23 protein-coding genes are annotated in these 21,283 nt (G+C 56.5%); 11 read left to right on the top strand and 12 right to left on the bottom strand.

Going from position 1 to position 21,283, the window contains the following annotated elements:
• Window positions 1-217: 217 nt before the first annotated feature.
• The 5 genes from lepB to WCS52_11885 form a co-directional block, all read right to left on the bottom strand.
• Complete coding sequence (lepB, locus tag WCS52_11905; protein ID MEI6167890.1) at window positions 218-1,324, bottom strand: signal peptidase I; 1,107 nt, start codon at window positions 1,322-1,324, stop codon at window positions 218-220.
• 18 nt (window positions 1,325-1,342) lie between these two features.
• On the bottom strand, window positions 1,343-3,169 hold the full coding sequence (gene lepA / locus WCS52_11900) for a translation elongation factor 4 (protein ID MEI6167889.1): 1,827 nt from the start codon (window positions 3,167-3,169) through the stop codon (window positions 1,343-1,345).
• 8 nt (window positions 3,170-3,177) lie between these two features.
• Complete coding sequence (rpe, locus tag WCS52_11895) at window positions 3,178-3,885, bottom strand: ribulose-phosphate 3-epimerase (protein MEI6167888.1); 708 nt, start codon at window positions 3,883-3,885, stop codon at window positions 3,178-3,180.
• Between the two features lie 281 nt (window positions 3,886-4,166).
• Window positions 4,167-4,394 carry a CopG family transcriptional regulator gene (locus WCS52_11890; protein MEI6167887.1) on the bottom strand — a complete coding sequence of 76 codons (228 nt, stop codon included), beginning with the start codon at window positions 4,392-4,394 and terminating at the stop codon, window positions 4,167-4,169.
• Window positions 4,384-4,644, bottom strand: coding sequence for a BrnT family toxin (locus WCS52_11885; GenBank protein ID MEI6167886.1), 261 nt, complete (start codon window positions 4,642-4,644; stop codon window positions 4,384-4,386). The genes WCS52_11890 and WCS52_11885 overlap by 11 nt, the downstream gene beginning before the upstream one ends.
• 8 nt (window positions 4,645-4,652) lie before the next feature.
• Here WCS52_11885 and WCS52_11880 point away from each other — a divergent pair, with 8 nt between their 5' ends.
• On the top strand, window positions 4,653-5,066 hold the full coding sequence (locus WCS52_11880; protein MEI6167885.1) for a hypothetical protein: 414 nt from the start codon (window positions 4,653-4,655) through the stop codon (window positions 5,064-5,066).
• Window positions 5,067-5,071: 5 nt separating this feature from the next.
• Here WCS52_11880 and truA read toward each other — a convergent pair whose 3' ends face one another.
• Window positions 5,072-5,839: a tRNA pseudouridine(38-40) synthase TruA gene (truA, locus tag WCS52_11875; protein MEI6167884.1), complete on the bottom strand. Its 768-nt coding sequence runs from the start codon at window positions 5,837-5,839 to the stop codon at window positions 5,072-5,074.
• Window positions 5,840-5,986: 147 nt separating this feature from the next.
• On the opposite strand from truA, the gene WCS52_11870 reads away from it, so the two are divergent.
• From WCS52_11870 to WCS52_11845, 6 genes are all read left to right on the top strand, one after another.
• Window positions 5,987-6,406 carry a hypothetical protein gene (locus WCS52_11870; GenBank protein MEI6167883.1) on the top strand — a complete coding sequence of 140 codons (420 nt, stop codon included), beginning with the start codon at window positions 5,987-5,989 and terminating at the stop codon, window positions 6,404-6,406.
• A gap of 1 nt (window position 6,407) precedes the next feature.
• Window positions 6,408-7,484 (top strand): UDP-N-acetylglucosamine--N-acetylmuramyl-(pentapeptide) pyrophosphoryl-undecaprenol N-acetylglucosamine transferase, encoded by a 1,077-nt coding sequence (locus tag WCS52_11865; protein ID MEI6167882.1) that lies wholly within the window; start codon window positions 6,408-6,410, stop codon window positions 7,482-7,484.
• Window positions 7,485-7,522: 38 nt separating this feature from the next.
• Window positions 7,523-8,308, top strand: a complete 786-nt coding sequence (locus WCS52_11860) for a dihydroorotate dehydrogenase electron transfer subunit (protein ID MEI6167881.1) — start codon at window positions 7,523-7,525, stop codon at window positions 8,306-8,308.
• Between the two features lies 1 nt (window position 8,309).
• Window positions 8,310-9,224, top strand: coding sequence for a dihydroorotate dehydrogenase (locus WCS52_11855; protein MEI6167880.1), 915 nt, complete (start codon window positions 8,310-8,312; stop codon window positions 9,222-9,224).
• Window positions 9,221-10,825, top strand: coding sequence for a hypothetical protein (locus tag WCS52_11850; GenBank protein MEI6167879.1), 1,605 nt, complete (start codon window positions 9,221-9,223; stop codon window positions 10,823-10,825). The genes WCS52_11855 and WCS52_11850 overlap by 4 nt, the downstream gene beginning before the upstream one ends.
• A gap of 114 nt (window positions 10,826-10,939) precedes the next feature.
• Window positions 10,940-12,034, top strand: coding sequence for a hypothetical protein (locus WCS52_11845; GenBank protein ID MEI6167878.1), 1,095 nt, complete (start codon window positions 10,940-10,942; stop codon window positions 12,032-12,034).
• Between the two features lie 7 nt (window positions 12,035-12,041).
• On the opposite strand, the gene WCS52_11840 is transcribed toward WCS52_11845, so the two are convergent.
• From WCS52_11840 to WCS52_11825, 4 genes are all read right to left on the bottom strand, one after another.
• Window positions 12,042-13,031, bottom strand: coding sequence for an aldo/keto reductase (locus tag WCS52_11840; protein MEI6167877.1), 990 nt, complete (start codon window positions 13,029-13,031; stop codon window positions 12,042-12,044).
• Entirely contained in the window at window positions 13,024-13,290 is a 267-nt protein-coding gene (locus WCS52_11835) for a hypothetical protein (GenBank protein ID MEI6167876.1), read from the bottom strand. The genes WCS52_11840 and WCS52_11835 overlap by 8 nt, the downstream gene beginning before the upstream one ends.
• Before the next feature lie 31 nt (window positions 13,291-13,321).
• Entirely contained in the window at window positions 13,322-13,987 is a 666-nt protein-coding gene (locus WCS52_11830; protein ID MEI6167875.1) for a YceH family protein, read from the bottom strand.
• A gap of 94 nt (window positions 13,988-14,081) precedes the next feature.
• Window positions 14,082-15,716, bottom strand: a complete 1,635-nt coding sequence (locus WCS52_11825) for a DUF4080 domain-containing protein (protein MEI6167874.1) — start codon at window positions 15,714-15,716, stop codon at window positions 14,082-14,084.
• Window positions 15,717-15,816: 100 nt separating this feature from the next.
• Between WCS52_11825 and WCS52_11820 the strand changes: the two genes are divergently transcribed.
• From WCS52_11820 to queF, 4 genes are read left to right on the top strand one after another with little or no spacing between them, the layout of a single operon-like run.
• Entirely contained in the window at window positions 15,817-16,302 is a 486-nt protein-coding gene (locus tag WCS52_11820) for an SH3 domain-containing protein (protein ID MEI6167873.1), read from the top strand.
• A complete protein-coding gene (locus WCS52_11815) occupies window positions 16,299-17,201 on the top strand; it encodes a M48 family metalloprotease (protein ID MEI6167872.1) in 903 nt (300 codons plus the stop codon). Before WCS52_11820 ends, WCS52_11815 begins: the two co-directional genes overlap by 4 nt.
• Before the next feature lies 1 nt (window position 17,202).
• Window positions 17,203-19,353: an adenylate/guanylate cyclase domain-containing protein gene (locus tag WCS52_11810; GenBank protein MEI6167871.1), complete on the top strand. Its 2,151-nt coding sequence runs from the start codon at window positions 17,203-17,205 to the stop codon at window positions 19,351-19,353.
• 55 nt (window positions 19,354-19,408) lie between these two features.
• On the top strand, window positions 19,409-19,828 hold the full coding sequence (gene queF, locus WCS52_11805) for a preQ(1) synthase (protein ID MEI6167870.1): 420 nt from the start codon (window positions 19,409-19,411) through the stop codon (window positions 19,826-19,828).
• Window positions 19,829-19,877: 49 nt separating this feature from the next.
• Here the strand turns inward: queF and WCS52_11800 are convergent, their stop codons facing one another.
• Entirely contained in the window at window positions 19,878-20,225 is a 348-nt protein-coding gene (locus WCS52_11800; protein MEI6167869.1) for a hypothetical protein, read from the bottom strand.
• Between the two features lie 14 nt (window positions 20,226-20,239).
• Window positions 20,240-21,268 (bottom strand): recombinase RecA, encoded by a 1,029-nt coding sequence (gene recA, locus WCS52_11795; GenBank protein MEI6167868.1) that lies wholly within the window; start codon window positions 21,266-21,268, stop codon window positions 20,240-20,242.
• Between the last annotated feature and the right edge of the window lie 15 nt (window positions 21,269-21,283).

Genomic DNA, 21,283 nt, shown 5'->3' with positions numbered 1-21,283 from the left:
GATTGAAACGGGCAAATATTCTTTCAGAATAGGCCCAACTGGCGAACTCGGGCTAATGGAGGGCGCCGCTCTGTCGGCGCCGGAGCGGATGAGGTTGTGAGCGCCCCCTTCAGTCAGGTTAAGAGCAGGCAAACCACTCCATTGAAGGGGAAATATGGAACGCCAAAAGTCAGTCCGGAACGGACTCGCAACGCGCAACTCTCAACTTGCAACTTCTCTACTGAATCCATCCCCAGCGGCGGGAGAAGGGCCAGTAAACGATCATGGCCGGGCCGACCAGATTCCGGGCGGGGACAGAGCCCCAATAGCGTCCGTCGAGACTGTTATGGGTGTTGTCACCCAGGGCCAGGTATTGGTCGGATCCGAGGGTCAGAACGTCGTTCGTGGAACGGATGAATAGGGCCCCCTGCTCCACCTCTCCCAGACAATAGCCGGAGTACCCCGGAGACCGTTCCGAGATCCGCCGGATGGCGGCCGGCTCCTTGACCACTTGGCCGTTGACCAGGAGGTTCGGCTCACGGATGGAGATGGACTCAGTGGGCAGTCCGCACATCCGTTTGATGTAATGAGTCTCTTCGGTCAGTCCGCGGATCGGGATCCCGGTGGTCCGAAAAACCATGACCTCACCACGGGTCGGTTTCATAAAGTTCCACTTGATCCGGTTCACAAACAAATGATCCCCGGTGATCTGATACCCCCGGGCGATAATCTGACCGGTGACAACCTCGTCGCCATTCTTGACGGTCAATGGCAACCCCATAGGGATGGCGTGAGCCAGACCGCCAATGTCATAGGCGGCTTCCCCGACCCCATCACCCGTACGACGGGACGAATAGGGTCCCCGGATGACCCCAGCCGTTTGGGCGGTGCATTCCACATAGGTTTGGCCAAAGAGCAACCATTGGGCATACTTGAGGGGCACCTGGTCAAATATCCCCTTCCCGTCTGCCGGCTCATAGTGGATTCCATACAAGGTCGGCTGCATGGATCCGGTGGGGATTTTGAAGGGTTGCAGGCAATAGGTGCGAAACGCCATGGCGACAGCAATGGCCACCACGAACACTTCAAGATTCTCCCTGAACCCGGGAAAGGATTTGGGCGGCATGAGAACAGAAATGGCTTTTTGAACGGCGCCACACCCGGCCTCGATCCGGGTGATATCCTTCTGGCTCACGGCGGCGGTCAATTCGGATTCCGCCTTGTTCAGCGGCTCCAGAGCTTGGGGCGTCACCACATCTTCACGGAGATGGCGGCACAACTGGGCATGGCGTACCCATTCCTGACCGTGCTTAATGAATTTACGCTTTTGAAAGTATCCTGCCATGGTCGTCTCCGCCTCCACTCAACCCGTTGATTTCAATACTGAGATGAACGCTTCCTGCGGCACGCTGACGGATCCGATATCCTTCATACGCTTTTTGCCTTCCTTCTGGCGCTCCAGCAATTTGCGTTTCCGGGAAATATCGCCGCCATAGCACTTGGCGGTCACGTCCTTGCGCATGGCCTTGATGGTTTCCCGGGCAACAATGTTTTTACCGATGGCCGCCTGGATGGGCACGGTGAACTGATGGGCCGGAATCACGTCTTTAAGCGCTGCGCACATCTGGCGCCCGCGTGAGACGGCCTTATCCCGGTGGATGATGCAGGAGAAGGCATCCACACTTTCGCTATTCAACAGGATGTCCATTTTGACGAGATCGCTGGGGGCGTAGCCGATGTGCTCATAGTCCATTGAGGCATACCCGCGGCTGATACTCTTCAGGCAATCATGGAAATCGATCAGGATCTCGTTGAGCGGCATGGTCGCGCTCAACATCACGCGCTTGGCGTCAAGGGTGTCCGTTTTCTCAACCAACCCACGCCGGTCCATAACGACCCGGAGGATGTCCCCGATATTCTCGTTGTGACAGATAATGAAGGCCCGGATCATGGGTTCCTCCATGTGATCCACCCGGGTGGGATCCGGCAGATGAAGCGGGTTATCGACCTCGATCATCGAGCCATCCCTGAGATGGACCTGATAGATCACGGAGGGATAGGTGCTGATGACATCCAGATCAAACTCACGGCGCAAGCGCTCCTGGACCACTTCCAGGTGCAGGAGGCCCAGAAAGCCACAGCGGAAGCCGAAGCCCAAGGCGACAGAGGATTCCGACTGGTAGGTGAAGGCGCTGTCGTTCAGCCGCAACTTCTCCATGCTCTTCTTCAATTTCTCGTAGTCGGCGGTATCAACCGGGTAGAGACCGCTGAAGACCATGGGATGGATTTCCTTCATACCTGGCAAGGGCTTGGTCACCTGCTTGTTGTGCATGGTCAGCGTATCGCCGATCTTAATCTCGGAGGAATCCTTGATGGTGCCGATGACATAGCCCACCTGCCCTGCGGTCAGCTTTTTGCAGGCTTCCATTTTGGGCCGGAACCGCCCCACTTCCTTGACTTCGGTGTCCAGTCCGCTGGCCATCAAATGTACCCGGTCGCCTGCCTTGAGTTCGCCATCCACCATGCGGATGAAGGTGACCACGCCGCGGAAGGCGTCGTAGATAGAGTCAAAAACCATGGCCCGGAGATACCCGTCCTGGCAGGTTTTAGGGGGCGGCAGGCGCAGGATGGCCTCTTCCAGCATGTCCGTGATGCCTAACCCGCTTTTAGCGCTGATCCGGCAGGCATCGTGAGCGGGAATGGAAAGGATCTCCTCGATTTGCTTGGCCACCACCTCAGGTTCGGCGCCGGGCAAATCCACCTTGTTGATCACCGGCATGATTTCCAGGTTATTCTCGATGGCCAGATAGGTGTTGGCCACGGTCTGGGCCTCCACCCCCTGGGCGGCATCCACCACCAGAATGGCCCCTTCGCAGGCCATCATGCTGCGGGACACCTCATAGGTAAAATCCACATGCCCCGGGGTGTCGATCAGGTTCAGCTCATATTCAATGCCGTCCTTGGCTTTGTAGGACATGGTCACCGGATGGCTTTTGATGGTAATGCCGCGTTCCTGCTCGAGATCCATGCTGTCCAGGACCTGGTCGCGCATCACCCGGTCCTCAATGGTGCCGGTCAATTGAAGCAACCGGTCCGCGAGGGTGGATTTCCCGTGATCGATATGGGCGATAATGCAGAAGTTCCGGATGGTGGGCAGGGAGGTGAGGTTATTTTGATCTTGGAGATGCATCGTTGATATTAATCCTTCATCGAGTCATACGTTTGAGCCGCGAGCAAGCGCATGGTGGCGACCGCTTCCCGCATATCACTGGCCCGGTAAAGCGACGTTCCGGCAACAAACACATTGGCACCGGCCGCGGCGGCAAGGGACACGGTCTTTAAATCAATCCCGCCATCCACATTGATATCCACATCCAGACCGCGGGCCTTGATGGTCGAGCGGAGGGTTTTGATTTTCGGCAGCACCGACTGGATAAAAGCCTGTCCGCCATACCCGGGATGCACGCTCATACAGAGCACCTCATCCACCTCCGACAGCACCTCGTAGACCGACTCCGCAGGGGTATCGGGGTTCAGGGTAATGCCGGGACGCGCCCCGAGCTGACGGATCGTCTGCAACATGCCTCGGATATCCCCTTCACTTTCGATATGGATCAGGAGCACGTCAGCGCCGGCTTTAATGAAGGGGTGCAGATAGGCTTCCGGCTTGGACATCATCAAGTGGACGCTCAACGGAATGGAGGAGGTCCGGTTCGCCATGGCCACCACGTCCGGCCCCATGCTCAAATTAGGAACGAAATGACCATCCATGATGTCCAGATGCAGCCCATCGGCACCGGCCGATTCGGCCCGTTTGACCCCATCCGCCAGATGCCCGAAATCAGCCGCCAGAAGGGACGGCAGGATCACGACATTTCCTGTTGCTTTTTGTTGTGCGTAATTCATATGCGCCTCATGCTGCTTGCTCCAATTTGGCGGCGCATTATGTCAGGAAGCCGCCATCTCTGCTACAAAAAATAGAGGCAAGGCGAATTCCATTTTCACCAGAAACCCGCATTCCCAGACAGCCCATTATTACATCGGGCGTTCATGCTGAGAGGGGGACTCGCCAGGGCAAGAAGGGACAGGCTGGCGCGCCCCCCCCCCTCCCCGCTCTCTTCTCCGCGAGTTACTCGCTCGCGGCGTTCATCCTCGATGGGCACACAGTTAAGGTGTGGTTCGGGTTTTCATGCGACCGCTTCCTTGAGTTTTTCGGCGAGCCAAAGCTTGATCACGGATTGGCGTGTCACACCTAGGCGATGAGCCTCACGGTCAAGGGAATGAATCATCCAGACGGGAAAATCCACATTGACCCGCTTTTGTTGGCAATCCGGACGAACGGCTTTTGAAAGATCCAAATGCCGGGTAATGTCGTCGCCCTTTTCAAATTGATCATCAAATGTCTTAGCTTTCATAAATCTCAAGCTCCTCCCCACGCGAACGCCGCACCGAGATGATTCTGGTATTCTTCCCTCGATTGGTAATCACTGCCGACCAATGTTTACCGCGGATTATCCCGATGACAACCGTTCGCGGTTCATCAGCCGTTCGGGCGGGTATCTCAACCCGATCCACATCTGTCCAGAGATCTTGCGCCTCCACAAAATCAATCCCATGCTTTTGCTTGTTGGCGGCGCTTTTATTTGGATCAAATTCAAATGCCATAACTGTATATGAAATATACCTTTTTCACTCTTGAATCAATTATTAATTCTGCCCGTACGCGACTCTTGACCCGCGACGAGCGTGCGAGCCGTCGCGGTCAAAGAGATGGTTCGGCTATTGACGTATTTGCCCGCCTGGCAGGCGTGTGGGTGAAACTATTCCTGACGAAGGATCGAGGCACGCTTCTTCCCCGTAAACTTGATGAACCACTCCAGGATCAGATTAAGGAAGTCAGACGTATTCATGACCAGGATCTGAAGGCAGGACATGGCGCTGTCTATCTGCCCTTCGCGCTTGACCGCAAATATCCGGCGGCCCCGAAGGAATTCGGATGGCAACAGGTTCATTGCAACACCGGATTTGCCAACCATCACGGCGGGACAACTGAATTTCGGCAACGTCAAGGAATCCGCAGGAATTAAAATATTCAATACCACACGCGCCAGAGGAAAAGACCTTCAGGCGGGGCAGTGGGCACGCGGGCGGTGCGGATTTTGGAGGCCAGAATCTCCGTCACTTCTTCCAGTGGAACGGCGCCCTCCCCCACCCTTAAGAGCAGTCCGGTCAGGCTGCGCACCATCTTATACAGAAACCCCTCGCTGGACGCGCGAATGACCACCTGGGAGCCAACCCGTTTGACGGACAGGGAGTAGACCTCCCTCACCGTGCTTTCGACCACGCGGTTGGGATTTGCCGTGAAGGCGGCAAAATCATGCCGCCCAATCAGGAGGGCGGCCGCCGCCTGCATCGCGTTCACATCCAGCGGTCGCCGGATATGCGCCGCATACATCCGCTTGGTGGGATTCATCACCTTGGCATTCCAGATAATGTAGCGGTATTCCTTTTTGACGGCACTGCGGCGGGCATGGAAATCGGACTTGGCCCGGGCCACTTTCAGCACCCGGATATCCTGAGGGAGTTTGGCATTCATGCCATTCAGAAGATTCCCGCAAACCCATTTCTTTGAAAGATCAAAATGGGCCACCTGTCCTTCGGCATGGACGCCTTGATCCGTCCGGCCACTCCCGTGGACCTTGACCGTCTCACCCGAGAGACTCTGGATCACTTCCTCAATCCGCTGCTGAACCGTCATGTGATTCGGCTGGACCTGCCACCCGGCGTAGGCGCCCCCGTCATAGGCCACGGTGATCCGGTAGCGGAAGGCCGTTGATTTTGGTTTTGGTTTTGAATCCATAATCGTCACTGAATTCACAATATATATTCTTAAAGCCGGTTTTGACAGAGCAAAACCCTCCATACAGGCTGCCGGCCACTCTTGACTTCTCTCCCATCAATCTGCACCATCGCCGACATGGGTTTTGACTTTAAAGCAAATATAACGATGGTGCTCCGGAACGTGGTGGCCAGTGGCAAATTCATGATCCCTGTCATTGTGAGCATGGTGTTGCTGTCCGGCTTTCGCTCCGCCACTTTCTCCTGGGAACACCTGCAGGCGGGTGGGCCTCCTATTGCCAATACCCTGCTGATTGCCTGGTTCAGCGGTTCTGTAATGGGGCCCCTGTTAACCTCCTGGCTGCCGGGGCAGCACTCCGCGACAAAAGGTCTGATGGCCGGCCTGCTGGGATTATTGTTGTTCCCGGCGGCGTGTTTCTTCCTTCATCTTGAACCCCTGGACGTATTGATGGCACTCCTGGTGATCCCGTCCGTCACCTTCTTTCTAATGACAAAACACATTCACCCGATTCCGCTGGCCGGGGTGGCCTTGGCCGCCGGAATCTGGGGCGCTGCGAGGTTTATATAATATGGCGAAATACAGTATTTCATGCGGAGGCACCGGGGGGCATGTATTTCCCGGTATGGCAACAGGACTGGCACTCCAGAAACACGGGCATGAGGTTGCACTCTGGCTTTCGGGGAAAGCCATTGAGGCGGCCACCCGCCATGAATGGGCCGGGCAAGTCATCCAGATTGAGACCGCGAAACTGTCGTTTCACCCCCTGCACTTGCCCCGCACCCTATTAACCATCGTCCGGGCCTTCCGGGCGAGTCTCAAAGCCCTCCGGGCCCAGCAGCCGGATGCCTTGCTGGCCATGGGAAGCTACTCTTCACTCGGCCCCGTGCTGGCTGCCAGATGGCTGAACATTCCCGTCATTCTTCATGAGGCCAACGTCATTCCCGGCAAAGCGATTTCTGTTCTTGCCCGTTTGGCCACTGCTATTGCCATTACCTTTCCTGAAACCCGGACCTATCTGAAACATCCCAACATCCAACTCACCGGACTGCCGATTCGGAAACAGATGGAGGAAGCGGCGGCAATGCAAGGTGCGCTTCCGGCGCATTTCACCGTGTTGACAATGGGGGGAAGTCAGGGGGCTCATCGGTTAAATGAAATGGTTCCCCTTTCGCTGGGGCAGCTTAAGGCTACCGGCATGGCGGTTGAAGCCATTCACCTGGCCGGGGTTAAAGAGAAGGCTGCTGTTGAAGCGGCTTATCGTAACGCCGGTGTCCCCGCCACCGTTTATGGGTTCTGTTCCGATATGGTCTCGGTCTATGGCAAGACCCGGCTGGCGATCTCAAGATCCGGGGCAAACTCCTGCCTGGAACTTGCCTTGTTTGGCGTCCCGGCCATTCTTATCCCCCTCCCCTCCTCTGCCCGTGATCACCAAAGAGCCAACGCCCGGGCCATGATGGCCGCCGGAGCCGCCACCATGCTTGAGCAGGACGTACTCTCCCCTGAGGTGTTGGCCGAAACGATCCGGACGCTGAACACCTCCCCTGATAAAATGGAGGGGATGCGGACCCGGGCACGGGCTCGGGCGGGCGCAGGGGCCGCTGAACGCCTCGCAGATTTGATTGTGAAAATTGGAGGCAGTCGGTAAGGTGTATCGCTTTTTCCGATCAACTGTTGGGAGTGATTATGCGTATTGAAAACGGAACTGTTGTCAGCCATGAACGGATGGGTCCCCATTACCGGGTCCTCACCTTAACTCTTCCTGAAGTCACGGTCTCGGCCACCCCGGGTCAGTTTGTGCATGTCCGTATTGCGAAACTGCATGATGCCGTGTTGCGCCGCCCATTCAGTATTTACAAGGTCGATGGCCAGAACCTTTCCATTCTCTATAAATCGATTGGCCGGGGCACGACCACCATGCAGGCGCTCAGCCCGGGGGATACGGTGAGCATGGTCGGTCCGCTGGGTAATGGGTTTCCCCTGGCCCTGAAGGCCGGGACCATACCGGTATTAATTGGAGGCGGCTACGGGGTGGCCCCCTTGTATTTTCTGGCGCGACGGATGACGTCACGTGGCATTCTGTTTGTGGGGGGGGCCAAGGCCGTGGATATTCTTCTGGCCGATGATTTCAAAGCCATGGGCTGGGAGGTCCGCATTGCAACCGATGACGGCTCGCTTGGCGAAAAAGGCCTGGTTACCGCACCCCTGGACGCCTGGCTGAAGGCAGGCGAGGGAAACGTGCAACCGGAATTCTACGCCTGCGGCCCGAACGGCATGCTCAAGGCGGTCGGCGATCGCGCCATCAAAGGCAACTGGCAGGCGTGGCTTTCTCTTGACCGGCACATGGGGTGCGGTGTAGGGGCCTGTCTGGCCTGCGTACAAAAGGTGCGGCTGAACGGGCAGGACACCCTGGCGCGGGTGTGCAAGGATGGGCCCATCTTTGAATCGCGTGATATTATCTGGGAAGACTAACATGAAACCGACTCTTGATATCAATCTCGCCGGATTCCGGATGAAGAACCCCGTGATGGTGGCGTCCGGCACCTTTGGCTATGGTCCTGAATATGCCGAACTGGTCGATTTGAACAAACTGGGCGCCATCGTTGTCAAAGGCATCAGTATGGAGCCTTGGGGTGGCAACAAAACGCCGCGGATGGTGGAAGTCCCCGGTGGTCTGATCAACGCCATCGGTCTTCAAAATCCCGGCACCCGGGGCTTTACCGAGAAGTATATGCCCTTTCTGCGCAAGCATGACATTGCCGTGATCGTGAATATCTGGGGTAAGACGCTGGAAGAATATGCCGCCGTGGCGGAATGGTTCAACACCATCGAGGGCGTTCACGCGCTCGAGATCAATATTTCCTGCCCCAACGTCAAAGCAGGCGGAAGCTCATTCGGGGTCCATCTTGATTCCACCGCCCGGGTGGTCGCCGCGGTGCGTGCGAAAACCAAGTTGCCCATTATCCCGAAGCTGGCCCCGAATGTCTCGGACATCGGCGCCTTTGCGAAAGTGTGTGAGGATAACGGGGCGGACGCGATTTCCCTGATCAATTCGTTTCCGGCCATGGCCATTGACATTGAAACCCGCAAGCCCATTCTCGCCAATATCTCAGGAGGACTGAGCGGGCCGGCCATCCACCCCATCGCCGTAAAATTGGTTTACGAGGCCGCCAAGTCCGTGAAAATCCCTTTGATCGCGATTGGCGGTATCACCTCAGCCAAAGAAGCCATTGAATTCATGATCGCCGGCGCGTCGGCCGTTGCGGTGGGAACCGCCAATTTCACGGAACCCCTGACGGCCCTGCAGGTGGTGGATGGGATCGCGGACTATCTCGTCCGGCACAAAATTGAAAAAGTCCAGGATCTTGTCCGCAGCATCCGAATATGAAAACACTCCGGCAAATATCCTTCTGGGTGACACTGACGATCAGCCTGCTCATCAGTGTCTGGTGGACCTTCCATGTGCCCTACCGGCCTGAACACGTCTTTGACGCCCTTCCCGCCGCCGCCACCGTGGTGAGCGTTCATCAGAATTTAGCGGAAGAATGTGATGCCGTTTTCAACAATCCGTTATTGCTCCGTGCGATCCGGGCCGGCGGAATCGATGAAGCCAGTCTGGCCGCATTGAGCACCAATACGGTGGCGCGCAAATGGATTGCCAAACTATCCGCCGATCAATCCGTACTGGCCTATGTCCCCGCCATGGGCTCTGAACAGAAGCCCGCCCTGATCGCAGCCTCATGGATCGGGAACCAGAGCCGGCTGTTGCGCTGGCAGATGGCCTGGCTTAAAACACGTGAACTCACCCCGGTTTATCTGGATGATGGAAATCTGACAATCTGGCTGAGCCGCACCCGGTTCGGTAAATCCAACTTGCGGCTTTCCCTGGCCCTATCGGAAGGGCTCGTGCTGGCCTGCATCTCTGAGGATCCCATCGGGGTCCGCACACTCCTCGAAGCCGCTGAAAATTATCCCGATCGGTATACCGTCGCCGGCCGGGGTCGGCCAGCTGTTGCGCACGGCTTACTGAAGGGGTCCCCCCGCCACTGGGGCTGGTTTGAAGCCAATCGCAAGCCGGTGGCGTTCCAATTTGAGCTCCACCCCGAAACCGTGAACCTGGAGATGAGCGGAACGGAAGTGCTTCCGGTTGCCTTACCCCTCAAGGAGGCGGAGGGAACCGGAAATGCGATGAATCTGATCGCCAAGACCTCCGACTTTGCAGCGCTTCTGCCATTGGACTGGGTTTCTGCATTCATCCCGCCGGACCCCCCGTTATTATTCCTGAAGACCGTGAGGGAATTGGCTGACCCCAAGGGAACCCCGGACCATGCCCTGGCATTTATGGCGCTACTGGATCAGGATCACAACGGACGGATCCGTGGACCCATCAATAAAAACTTAAGGTCCCTGATAAAGGGGGTGAAAGCCCCTACCCTGCTATTGGGTCTGCAAATCCAGAGTGATTCCGAGGCCGATAACCGGATCAACCAGACGCTGACGAAGCTCAACAGCCAATACGGACTGGAGTTGACGGCCGGTCCATTTGAGCCGGAGAGCGGATTAAGAATCACCTCGATATACGACGCCAGGAAAAGTTTCTACAGCTCTTTTGAGCCGGAGGAACGGGTCGCCTATGTGGTCCGGGGAAACTGGCTGATTCTTGCCAGCAATGGCTCTGTTCTTAAAAAGCTCCTCAGCCAACCAACAACCGGTGGAAAAAATGACTGGAAGCTGGACCCCGCCGCCATGCCGACGGCAAGCGCCTGGGCCAATTTGAACGGGGTTGGCCAAACCCTGAAAAACGTCTCAGGGGTAGCCAAACTGGCCTCCATGCTGGACACCTCCAGTGGAACACCCGCCCTGCGCGAAACGCTGAATCAGGTGGGAACGGTCGCCGCCGTGCTTCGCGAATTGAACCAGGCCCATCTGACCATGCAGTCGTCTCCCGGCGGTTTCCGGCTCAATCTCGTCATCGGCGCGCCGCTATAACGATTCCCTGGCATAGGGGATTTCCCCCCCCTGAAATCGGGGCTTCCCTGATAGCGCGCCATCGCTGAGCTGTCATAGAGTGTTCGTGCAACCCTACAACCATTAGGAGGCACCGTGAACTACAGCCTAAGCAACACAGTCAACTGCATTGTCCGGACAATCGATGGCGACGCGGGAACAGTGGAGCAATTCTATTTTGATGACCTGACATGGAGCCTGCGCTACATGACTGTCAAGATGAAGAAGGGACCATCGGGGCGCCAGTTTCTCATCCCCATGATGGCTTTAGGCAGACCCGACTGGGGAAAGCACGTGATCCCCGTAAATTTAACCTTGGCCCAGGTCCAGAGCAGTCCTACCACTGACCTGGATGAACCCGTCTCACGCCAACATGAGATTGAGTTGCATCATCACTATGCCTGGCCGGGGTATTGGGGGGAAACCTACTATGCGCCTCCTGGATATGGATCCCTCACCGCCCCCCCCATATTTGGCGTGCTGGCCGCCGAGACGCTCTCGTCAGGAATGCGTAAAATCGATCCGCATCTGCGCAGTACATGGGAAGTCACGGATTTCGGCGTTCAGGCCACTGATGGCCACATCGGCCATGTCGAGGATTTCATTATCGATGACGCGACGTGGACCCTTCGTTATCTGGTGGTGAACACTCGGAACTGGTTGCCGGACAGGCTTTTCCTCGTGTCCCCTCAGTGGATCAGCAAGGTGAGTTGGGACGAGATGAAGGTCTTTGTCGAGCTCACGCGGGAAGCCATCCGGAAGAGTCCCGAATATAACCCTGCAAAACCGGTCAGCCCGGAATATGAAGGGGAACTGCGCGGTCATTTACAGAAACCGGAGCCCAAGGAGTGGGTCCTGTTCAAATTCCATGCCCCCCCGAAAACGAAAGTATATGTTGCCGGAACCTTTAATAACTGGAATCCGACCGCACTTAAACTAGGTTATCATGGAAAGCGGACCTATTCCGCCATGCTCCTGCTCCCGCTGGGAACCTACGAATATAAATATATTGTGAACGGAGAATGGAGCAATGGCCCGGACTGTACGGATCATGTTCCCAATGGCTTTGGGACAACCAACAACCGGTTGATCGTCACCCGATCGCAAGCGCATGACGTTCACCGCCACACCTTTCCCCGGTTGCCCGAGGCGGAGGATCACCGTTCGTGGAGTGCCCCCGTGGGCGGCTGAAATTGCGTTAAGGGATATCTCCCGCCTCAAGTTCGCAGAGGGTTTCACGGTCAAGACGAAGGCCTGGGTTGCGAAGGCTTTCCATGAGCTGGTCATTGGACCGGGGGCCAATAACGGGAATGGTCAGGGCACGCTGGGAGATCAGATAGGCTAGAGCCACGTCAGTCACAGAGGCTGACATTCGTTTGGCGATCCGGACCGCGGCCCGGAGACGGGCATAGTTCAGCGCCGATTCGTAGGGGCCTTTGATGGCGGAATCGTAATGCATTTTCCCCGCATGCGCACATTTGGTGAAAAAACCGTTCGCCTGGGAGGAATAAGGGATGATGGCTAGGCCCTTCTCTTGACACAAGTGGATGGCGGCGGGATCCATCGTTTGCAAGGAATCGTCAGGAAAGCACTTCATGTCAGCATGGGCAAGGGACCAGAGGTTCTGCATGGCGACAAATCCGGCAAGGCCATGAGCCGATGAATACGCGAGGGCTTCTGCGACCCGGTTTACCCGCCAGTTGGAGCAGCCGAAATACCTGATTTTCCCGGACTGGATCAAGGCATCCATGGTCTCCATGATTTCGCCAACGTCTCGGGCGGGATCATCCCGGTGCAACCAATAGAGATCAATCTGGTCAACCGCCAGGCATCCCAAACTCAACTCGATATCCTGCTCCAGATCTTTTCGCGCGAGCCGGCTCTTGCCCATTTCGGACAACGGCGGGTGCCCGCCTTTGGTCGCGAGAATAATCTGAGGCCTGTTCTTGCGGGTCTTGATCCAGTTCCCGACGGTACGTTCACTCGCAGAGGTGCCCCCCGGTAGCCAATCCGCATAAACACGGGCGGAATCCAGGAAGTTACCGCCGGCCTCGACGTAACTGTCCAGCATTTGAAAGGCGTGCGCCTCGGCGATCGTTGACCCCATGAGCGCCGTCCCGAGACACACCGCGGAACTATTTAAGTCGGTATGAAACAGACAGGCTTTGCTCAAGAGCACATCAGTCATGGCTGAATACTATTTTTTTCGCTTCAACCCCGCGAATGGCCGTGAGCTTTTTGATAATGGACGAGCATTTTGTTTCATCACCAACTAATTCGAGCAGGATGATACCGCTGGAGGATGAGGCCTTTCCATCTACGTCGTGCAGCCCCAGTCGTGTCTTGATATGCACCCCGTAATCCGTGAGCACCTTCTGGACAGAACCCGCATGCTTAACCCGATCTGTGATATGAACACCGACAATGATATGTTTGTGTTTTTTCATTGAGTCTTTTGATCCTTTCTATGGAAATACATTATTTAAACTGCCCTGCAAAATCAGCAAACTGGGCCTTTAGGCGAGCCAGTTCATCTTCCAGCGACGCCACTTTTATTTCCAGCGCGGCCAGGCGGTCATTCTCAGCCATAACCGTCTGGCGGGCGGGTTCACCAGCCCCCCCTCCGAGTTCAGTCTCCTCAGGGACCCCCCCTCCCAGCAGGTGTGTATACCGTTCCTCCCGTTGCCCGGGTCGGCGCGGGGCAACCGCGGCCAGGCCACCACCTGTCCAAGCCATTAATTGCTGGAGGACGGGCAGTACTTCTTCGATGGAGGCAAAATCACACAAACGCCCGGCATGGGTCCGGAGTTCACCCACCGTTTGCGGACCTCGCAACATCAGCTCGCACAACACGGCCAATTGCGGTAACAACAACGGGTAGACGTCCTCAATATGGTGGCGATACTTGGGAGTACGGCTGCCCGCCAGCGTGACCGCCCAGGCCAGCCTGCGGTCCCGCAGGGAATCCAGCGCCCGCACGGCATCCTGATCGGACAGTTGCATCACGGGATCGCGGTTTGATTTTTGATTACACGCCATTGTCAGGGCGTTGAGCGTCATGGGATAATATTCAGGGGTTGAAAGGGATTTTTCAACCAGACAGGCTAGCACTCGTATTTCGATTTGGCTCAAGGTCGGTTCCATCTGTCATGTCTCCGTATATCTCTCAAGGCGGATCCGCTTAAAATCCGCCTCGGATGTGCCACAGCTTATCATGCTCAAGCTTTAATGAAAGGCTTTAGCAACGATATACGGCGACGACCGCCCGTTCGCCGCAAGCCCCCGTTCCATAGCAAAACAGATGCGGCGGATGTAATTCAACCCGCCACTTCCGTGAGACCCTGGCCCCGGCATCACCTTCCACCAGCACGGCCTCTGGCGGCAGTTCATTTTTCCATAACACCGCCGGACGCAGGCCGTTTCTGGCACTGAACCCAAGCCGGAACCACCGGTAACATAACCGCTCGGCCACCACCGCCAGCGTGGCGTCGCAGGTGAGCAAAAAGGCATGCAAGGTTTGGAACCTTGCCTCAAGGCCGGGACGGACTGTAAACTCCATACGATCCCTGCTCCATGCCTCAAACCGGGTAAGAAATGACGGATCAATTTCAACCGCTTCGGCAAAGATCAAATGCAGTGGTTTTGCGTTATAATACCAGTCAATCAGTTTGGATAACCGGTCCGACTGACCCAACTCTTCAGGGGATAGGGAAGACGTTTGCGTGACCTGATAAGGAGGAATGGGATTGCTGATCAGCCCCCAGCGCGCCGGATCCGCGGCCAGCGGGGTGCCGGGCAACAGTTTTAAGCGCTCAAGCTGAATCTCGGCGGGCCGGAGCAACATTACGGCCTCCAGATCAGCAACAATGTCAGACAGTTTGCTGCCGGGAAGTCCGGCAATCAAATCCACATGCACCTCAATATCCGGTAAACGACATAAGCGTTTCAGGCCCTCACAGGTTCGATTGACCGTCGCGCCCCGCTCGATCGTCGCGCACACTTCGGGATTTAAACTCTGGATGCCCGCTTCGAGGTGAAACCGGCCGGGTCCTGCCTTGGCAAATTCATCCGCCAACTCCTGATTAAACCGGGCTGGCTCTATTTCCAGATGAAACCGGAGCATAGGGAACTCATCGCGAAACAGCCGGGTCAGCATCAAGGCCCGCATACGGTCTTCATTGAACGTCCGATCCACAATCCGCACATCCTTGACCCCGGCCGAAGCAATGGCCTGCAGATCGGCCCGGACCCGATCCTGTGAATGAATGCGCCGCGCAGTGTGACGACTGGTGCAGAACAGGCAACCGTTCCCGCAGCCCCGGGATGTCTCCAACTGGATGAAAGGCTTCTGAAACCCCATCAGCTCACGCGGATAGAAGGGAGGGATCGCATCAAAGTCCTCTACGCCAGGCGCCGTTCCCTGATCACAATAGACCCCTTGGGAATCCAAGCCACAGACGCCCGGGATATCCGACCACGGCTGCCCCGTCCTCCAACGTTCAAGCAATTCGGGCAGGGCCACTTCTCCCTCCCCCCGAACGGCAATCGTGGCAAATCCATCAGGGCCGGCCACTGCCTCGTTAGACCCGAGACATTCCGGTCCGCCCACCACAATCCGGCAGTCTGGAGAAGTGACACGCAGCGACTTGAGAATCCCGACAACAAAGTCATGGTTGAAGAGGTAAAGCGTGGCGGCCACTACATCCGGCTTGGCGTCAATCAGCTCTGACAATACCTTGGCCGGTGAATCTTTAATGGTCACCTCCAGGGTGCGCCAATCCCAGACGGATTCATCCACCATGGCACGGAGACTCCAGGCCGCGAGACTGGTATGGGAGTAGGAACAATTGACGGCCAGAAATACGACTTTCATAGATCAACCGACGATATCATTAAGAAAAGATCTTGTACACCGGCTTGCAGGAGGATAAGTGTCTGTTATATAGTCATTATCACAAAAGGAGTTTTAGCATATGAACATGAAACGTTTCTGTTGGGCTCTAGGGGTATTCGGGCTTTCGCTGGCAGCCGCAGTCGCCGCTACCGCCACCATCATGAGTGTTCAGATCAATAAGGCGGAGCTCCGGGAAACCCCCTCTTATTTAGGGAAAGTCGTCACTTCACTCGCCTATGGCGATAAAGTTTCAGTTCAATCCCAGAATGGTGCCTGGATGCAAGTCAGTGCCTCCGGCCAATCGGGCTGGCTCCATAATTCCGCGCTCACCAAGAAGACGATTGTCATGAAATCCGGGGCTGGCGCCCAGACGACCGCCTCCAGCGGCGAAATGGCACTGGCGGGCAAGGGATTCAATTCCGATGTGGAGAAACAATTCAAGGATAACCACAAGGAGATCAATTTCGCCCCAGTCGATAAAATGGAGAAAATTAAGATCCCGATATCCGATCTCCAGGAATTCGCCAAAGACGGTAAGCTTCAGTCCGCCGGAGGTGCAAAATGAACCCGCGCTATCTGATCGCTTTTTCGTTATGCCTGCTGGTAGCCGGCTGCGGCACCTTGGGGAAAATTTCCGAAATGGGTACTGAGCTGGCCTCATCAGCCGGCGTGATCTCTAAAGATCAGGCCGAGTCGATCAACAAGAGCGCGGGTGCCATTGACAAGGCTTCGGAGTCCATGACCCCCGAGCAGGAATACTATATCGGGCGCACCGTGGCGGCCACCATTCTTTCCCAGAATAAACCCTATGATCAGAAGGCTCTCACCACCTACCTGAATACGGTTGGCCAATACCTGGCGATGTTCTCCGACAAGCCGGAGACCTTCGGTGGCTATCACTTCCTGGTCATGGACACGCCTGACATCAATGCCTTCGCGGCGCCCGGGGGCCTGATTCTCGTCTCCCGTGGCATGCTCCGCTGTTGCAAGAATGAAGAAGCACTGGCAGGCGTCCTGGCCCATGAAATCGGCCATGTGGAGCTGAACCATGGCATGCAGGCCATTGATAAGAGCCGCTATTCTGCCGTCGTCACGACCTTGTTAGCCGAGGGTGCAAAAAACCTGGCGGGCAGTAATGTGGCTGAATTGACCAAGGCATTCGAAGGCTCCATTTCCGACATCACTTCAAAAATGGTGAACAGCGGATATGCGCGCAAGTACGAATTCCATGCAGACAAGGCGGCGGTAACCATCCTCCAGCGGGCTGGGTATTCCCCGTCCGGGCTGGTCGCCATGCTGCAACAGATGGAGAAGCAGCTCAAGCCCGGTGGCCATGACTTTGCCAAGACCCACCCTCCCCCCGCCGACCGGATCACGGAACTGACGAAGTTGATCGGGACCACCCCTGCGGTGGAGCCGGCGGTGCGTCAGGCGCGATTCAACGATAATATGCGAGGACTGTAAGGTGCCGGCGGAGGGCAAGGAATCAGCCAGTACGCTGCGTTTGCGCCTCCTGCAGGCACTGGGTATTGGTTTGCTTGCTACCATTTGCACCTTGGCTCTTTCCCAGTTTTATCCCCGCATGATGAACCGGGGCGAGTCCCTTACTTGGGATCTAAGGGCGACCTGGTTTGCCAAGCCAGGAACCGACACTGATAAAATCCGGCTTATTTTCCTGGATCAATACAGTCTGGACTGGGGCTCCAAACAGGGATGGTCATGGCCTTGGCCCCGGCAAGTTTATGGAGCCATTCTTAACTTCTGTTCCCGGGCACATGTCAAGGCCGTCGCCTTCGATGTCATCTATAGCGAGCCCTCCAGTCTGGGGGTTGATGATGACGCCGAATTCGGGAAAGCCATCGCCGCCACTCCGGGTTTCGTGGGAGCCATTTTTGTAGGGAAGGAAACCGGGGGCAGCACCAACTGGATGCACAGCATCCCGACTCCGCAATTTAAAATAACCACGGAAAATCCAGCGTCCCTCAATACATTCCAATTACCCCATGCGTCATTCCCCATTCCTGAGGTTGGCTCCAACGCTACGCTGCTTGCCACGGTTTTCGGAAATCCGGATCGTGATGGCCTCTATCGCCGCATCCGTCCGTTCAGCATGTTTGACGGCCGGATTGTTCCGTCGCTGGGACTGGGAGTCTGGCTGGCGTCAACCACCAACCAAACCATGCATATGGAACTCCCCTGGTTTACCGTTGGCGACCATCGTATTCCGCTCGATCGGAATGGATGCGCCATTCTTCGCTACCGTGGACGTTCGCAAACGCACAAAACGGTAAACGCTGCCGCCATCATTGAGTCCGAGATGTTGCTCCGTGAAGGGAAAGCCCCCTTGATCAATCCGGAATCATTCCGGAATACCTATGTTTTTTTTGGATTTACAGCTCCCGGCCTGTTTGATCTCAAGGCTTCCCCGGTAGATTCCGTATTTCCCGGGGTCGAAATCCATGCCACCTTCCTGGATAACCTGCTTTCCTCGGAGATTATGCGTGAAACACCAAGAATCTGGCGAATGTTGCTGATTCTGCTACTGGCCTGCGCCGCCTCCTTGTCGGTCCGGTTCGGACGCCATACCTGGCAAACTCTTGTGGCCTTTGTGGTATTCTTTACCATCCCCATCCTGACTGGAGGATTCGCCTATACACAAGGACTCTGGCTCCCTATTCTTGCACCGCTCGTCGCCACCACCCTCGCCCTGATCGGCGCCCTCGCCCTGAACTATGCCACCGAGGGTAAGCAGAAGCGGTTCATCAAAGGGGCCTTCAAACAGTATCTCAGCCCGCTCGTCATCGAGGAACTGGTTCAGCACCCGGAACGGCTCAAACTCGGCGGCGAACTGCGCGAGCTCTCCATTTTCTTCTCCGACATCAGGGGGTTCACCAGCATCTCGGAGCACTTGAATCCTCAGGAGTTGACCGCCCTGCTCAACAACTACCTGACCGCGATGACCGATATCATCTACAGCCATGGCGGCACGGTGGATAAATATGAGGGCGATGCCATTATCGCCTTCTGGAATGCCCCGCTTGCCCAGAAGGATCATGCGCAACTGGCCGTCCACACGGCGTTGGAGTGTCAGTCCAAACTGACCGAACTGAACCCCGGCTACAAGGAACAGATCGGGGCGGAACTGTATCAACGCATCGGCCTCAACAGCGGCCCGGTGGTGGTCGGCAATATGGGCTCGCGCCAGCGCTTCAACTATACCTTTCTGGGGGATGCCGGCAATCTGGCGGCGCGCCTGGAGGGGATTAACAAACAGTTCGGGACCTCGCTGCTGATTTCCAGCCATACCCGCAAGCAGCTCGATGACCGCATCGCGGTGCGTGAAATCGCCCGGGTTCAGGTCGTGGGCCGCAAGGAGCCCGTATGCGTCTATGAACCCATGCTCCCGGACTATGCGGCGGAACACCATGAAGTGCTGGACCGCTTTGCCCTGGGACTTGCCCGGTATTACGCGGGTTCGTTGACAGAAGCCCTGACGCATTTCGCTTCAATTGAATCACAGGACGCTCCGGCGGCAGCCTATGTGCGCCGATGCAAGACCCTCCTGGCCACCCCTCCCCCCGAATGGAGCGGCGTCTGGGTCATGACGGAAAAATAGTGAGCAGAAAGCAACGGGCAGTATGCAGAAGAGTGAAGAAAGAAATGGAGCAAATATGCACAAACGTGACATCAAAGAACTGACCCTGCTGGGCCATAGCACCACCCGGTATCCGGACAGTCCCGATAAAGCGAGGCTCGAAGCGTTTCCCAATGCTTACGTCAACCGTGACTATGTGGTGGGCTTCGATTGCCCTGAATTTACCAGTCGCTGTCCTATCACCGATCAGCCGGATTTTGGCCATATCAAAATCGAATACGTCCCGAATAAGCTCTGCCTGGAAAGTAAAGCACTCAAGCTTTACCTGTACTCGTTCCGCAACCACAACACCTTCCACGAGGAAGTGGTGAACCGGATCCTGGATGATATCGTCAAGGCCATCAAGCCACGCCGCATCAAAGTGACCGGTACTTTCAATCCGCGGGGTGGAATTGCCATTCGCGCCGAAGCCGAGTGGGCCAGCAAAAAACGGTAGCAAGCCCGGCGCCGAAGGAGCGGCGCCCTCCATTCAAGTGAATTGAAGTCTACCGGGGGAAGAGTTTCCCGCACTTCTGGCATTCCATCACATAGGTGATGCCAGTGATGGATCCGCTGCAATCGATATCGTCGCGACGCTTCAGTTCCGGTGCCCCGCAGGACGGGCACCCGGATTGCTGGTGGGCTTCTTTCTGACGCGCCTCCATCAATTCCGCGTCATGGGCTTCAATGACCTCACAGGCGCGATCAAACCCGTCGTCTGCAACATGCATCTCGACAAACTCAAGTCCCTGGTCTTCCACCACGCGGCGCTCCACGGGGATCTGACCGCGCTGGAGCGCATTCAGCGCCAGCGCGGCATCCGCAGGATCAGAATAAGAAGCCAAAAGCGCCATAACGGAACGCTCCCTTACAGACGGGCCGCACTGACCTTCGCCTTGATACCGTCCACGAGTTTTTTGGACAATGCGGGATCTTTCGACAGGTTTTCTGCCGCGGATTCACGCCCCTGCCCCAACTGAGCCCCGTCATAAAACAACCAGGAACCGCGTTTTTCGACCAATCCATGTTCGATGGCGCTATCGATGACAGAACCATCCCACCATATCCCGCGGGCAAACAGAATGTCGAACTCCGCTTCCACAAACGGGGGCGCAACCTTGTTCTTCACCACTTTCACACGAGTCCGGTTGCCCATGACCTTGCCGGAGGCGTCCTTGATGGCCGCGATACGCCGGATATCCAGACGAACCGAAGAGTAGAATTTCAGTGCCCGCCCGCCCGGGGTGGTCTCAGGACTTCCAAACATGACCCCGATTTTTTCGCGGATCTGGTTGGTGAAAATGCAGAGCGTCTTGGAGGTCGAAATGGCGGCCGTCAACTTCCGCATCGCCTGAGACATCAGGCGGGCCTGAAGTCCGACATGCGAGTCCCCGATTTCGCCATCCAACTCCGCCTTGGGGGCGAGGGCGGCAACGGAATCCAGCACCACCACATCCACGGCGTTACTGCGAACCAGCGTCTCACAAATGCTGAGGGCCTCTTCCCCCGAACCCGGCTGGGACACCAACAGATCGTCTAAATTCACGCCGATCTTCTTGGCATACCCCGGATCCATTGCATGTTCGGTGTCGATGAACGCTGCCAGCCCGCCCGCCTTCTGGGCGTTGGCAATCACATGCAGGGTCAACGTGGTCTTGCCGGAGGATTCCGGTCCGAAGATTTCAACCACCCGGCCGCGCGGCAACCCGCCCACACCCAGCGCCATGTCCAACGAGAGAGCGCCGGTCGGTACGACGCTGATTTCTTTCCGGCCTTCCGCCTCGCCGAGACGCATGATGGCGCCGTCGCCGAACTCTTTCTGGATCTGGGCCAGAACGGCATTCAAAGCGGAATTGGTGGAGGTTTCCGCGGGGGTTTTAGGTGATGCTTTGCTCATAATCAACGATTCCTT

The organism is bacterium, from assembly GCA_037128595.1.
Taxonomy (GTDB): domain Bacteria; phylum Verrucomicrobiota; class Kiritimatiellia; order CAIKKV01; family CAITUY01; genus JAABPW01.
The sequence above is the reverse complement of the archived record's forward strand: the minus strand, read 5'-3'. Positions and strand labels throughout refer to the sequence as shown.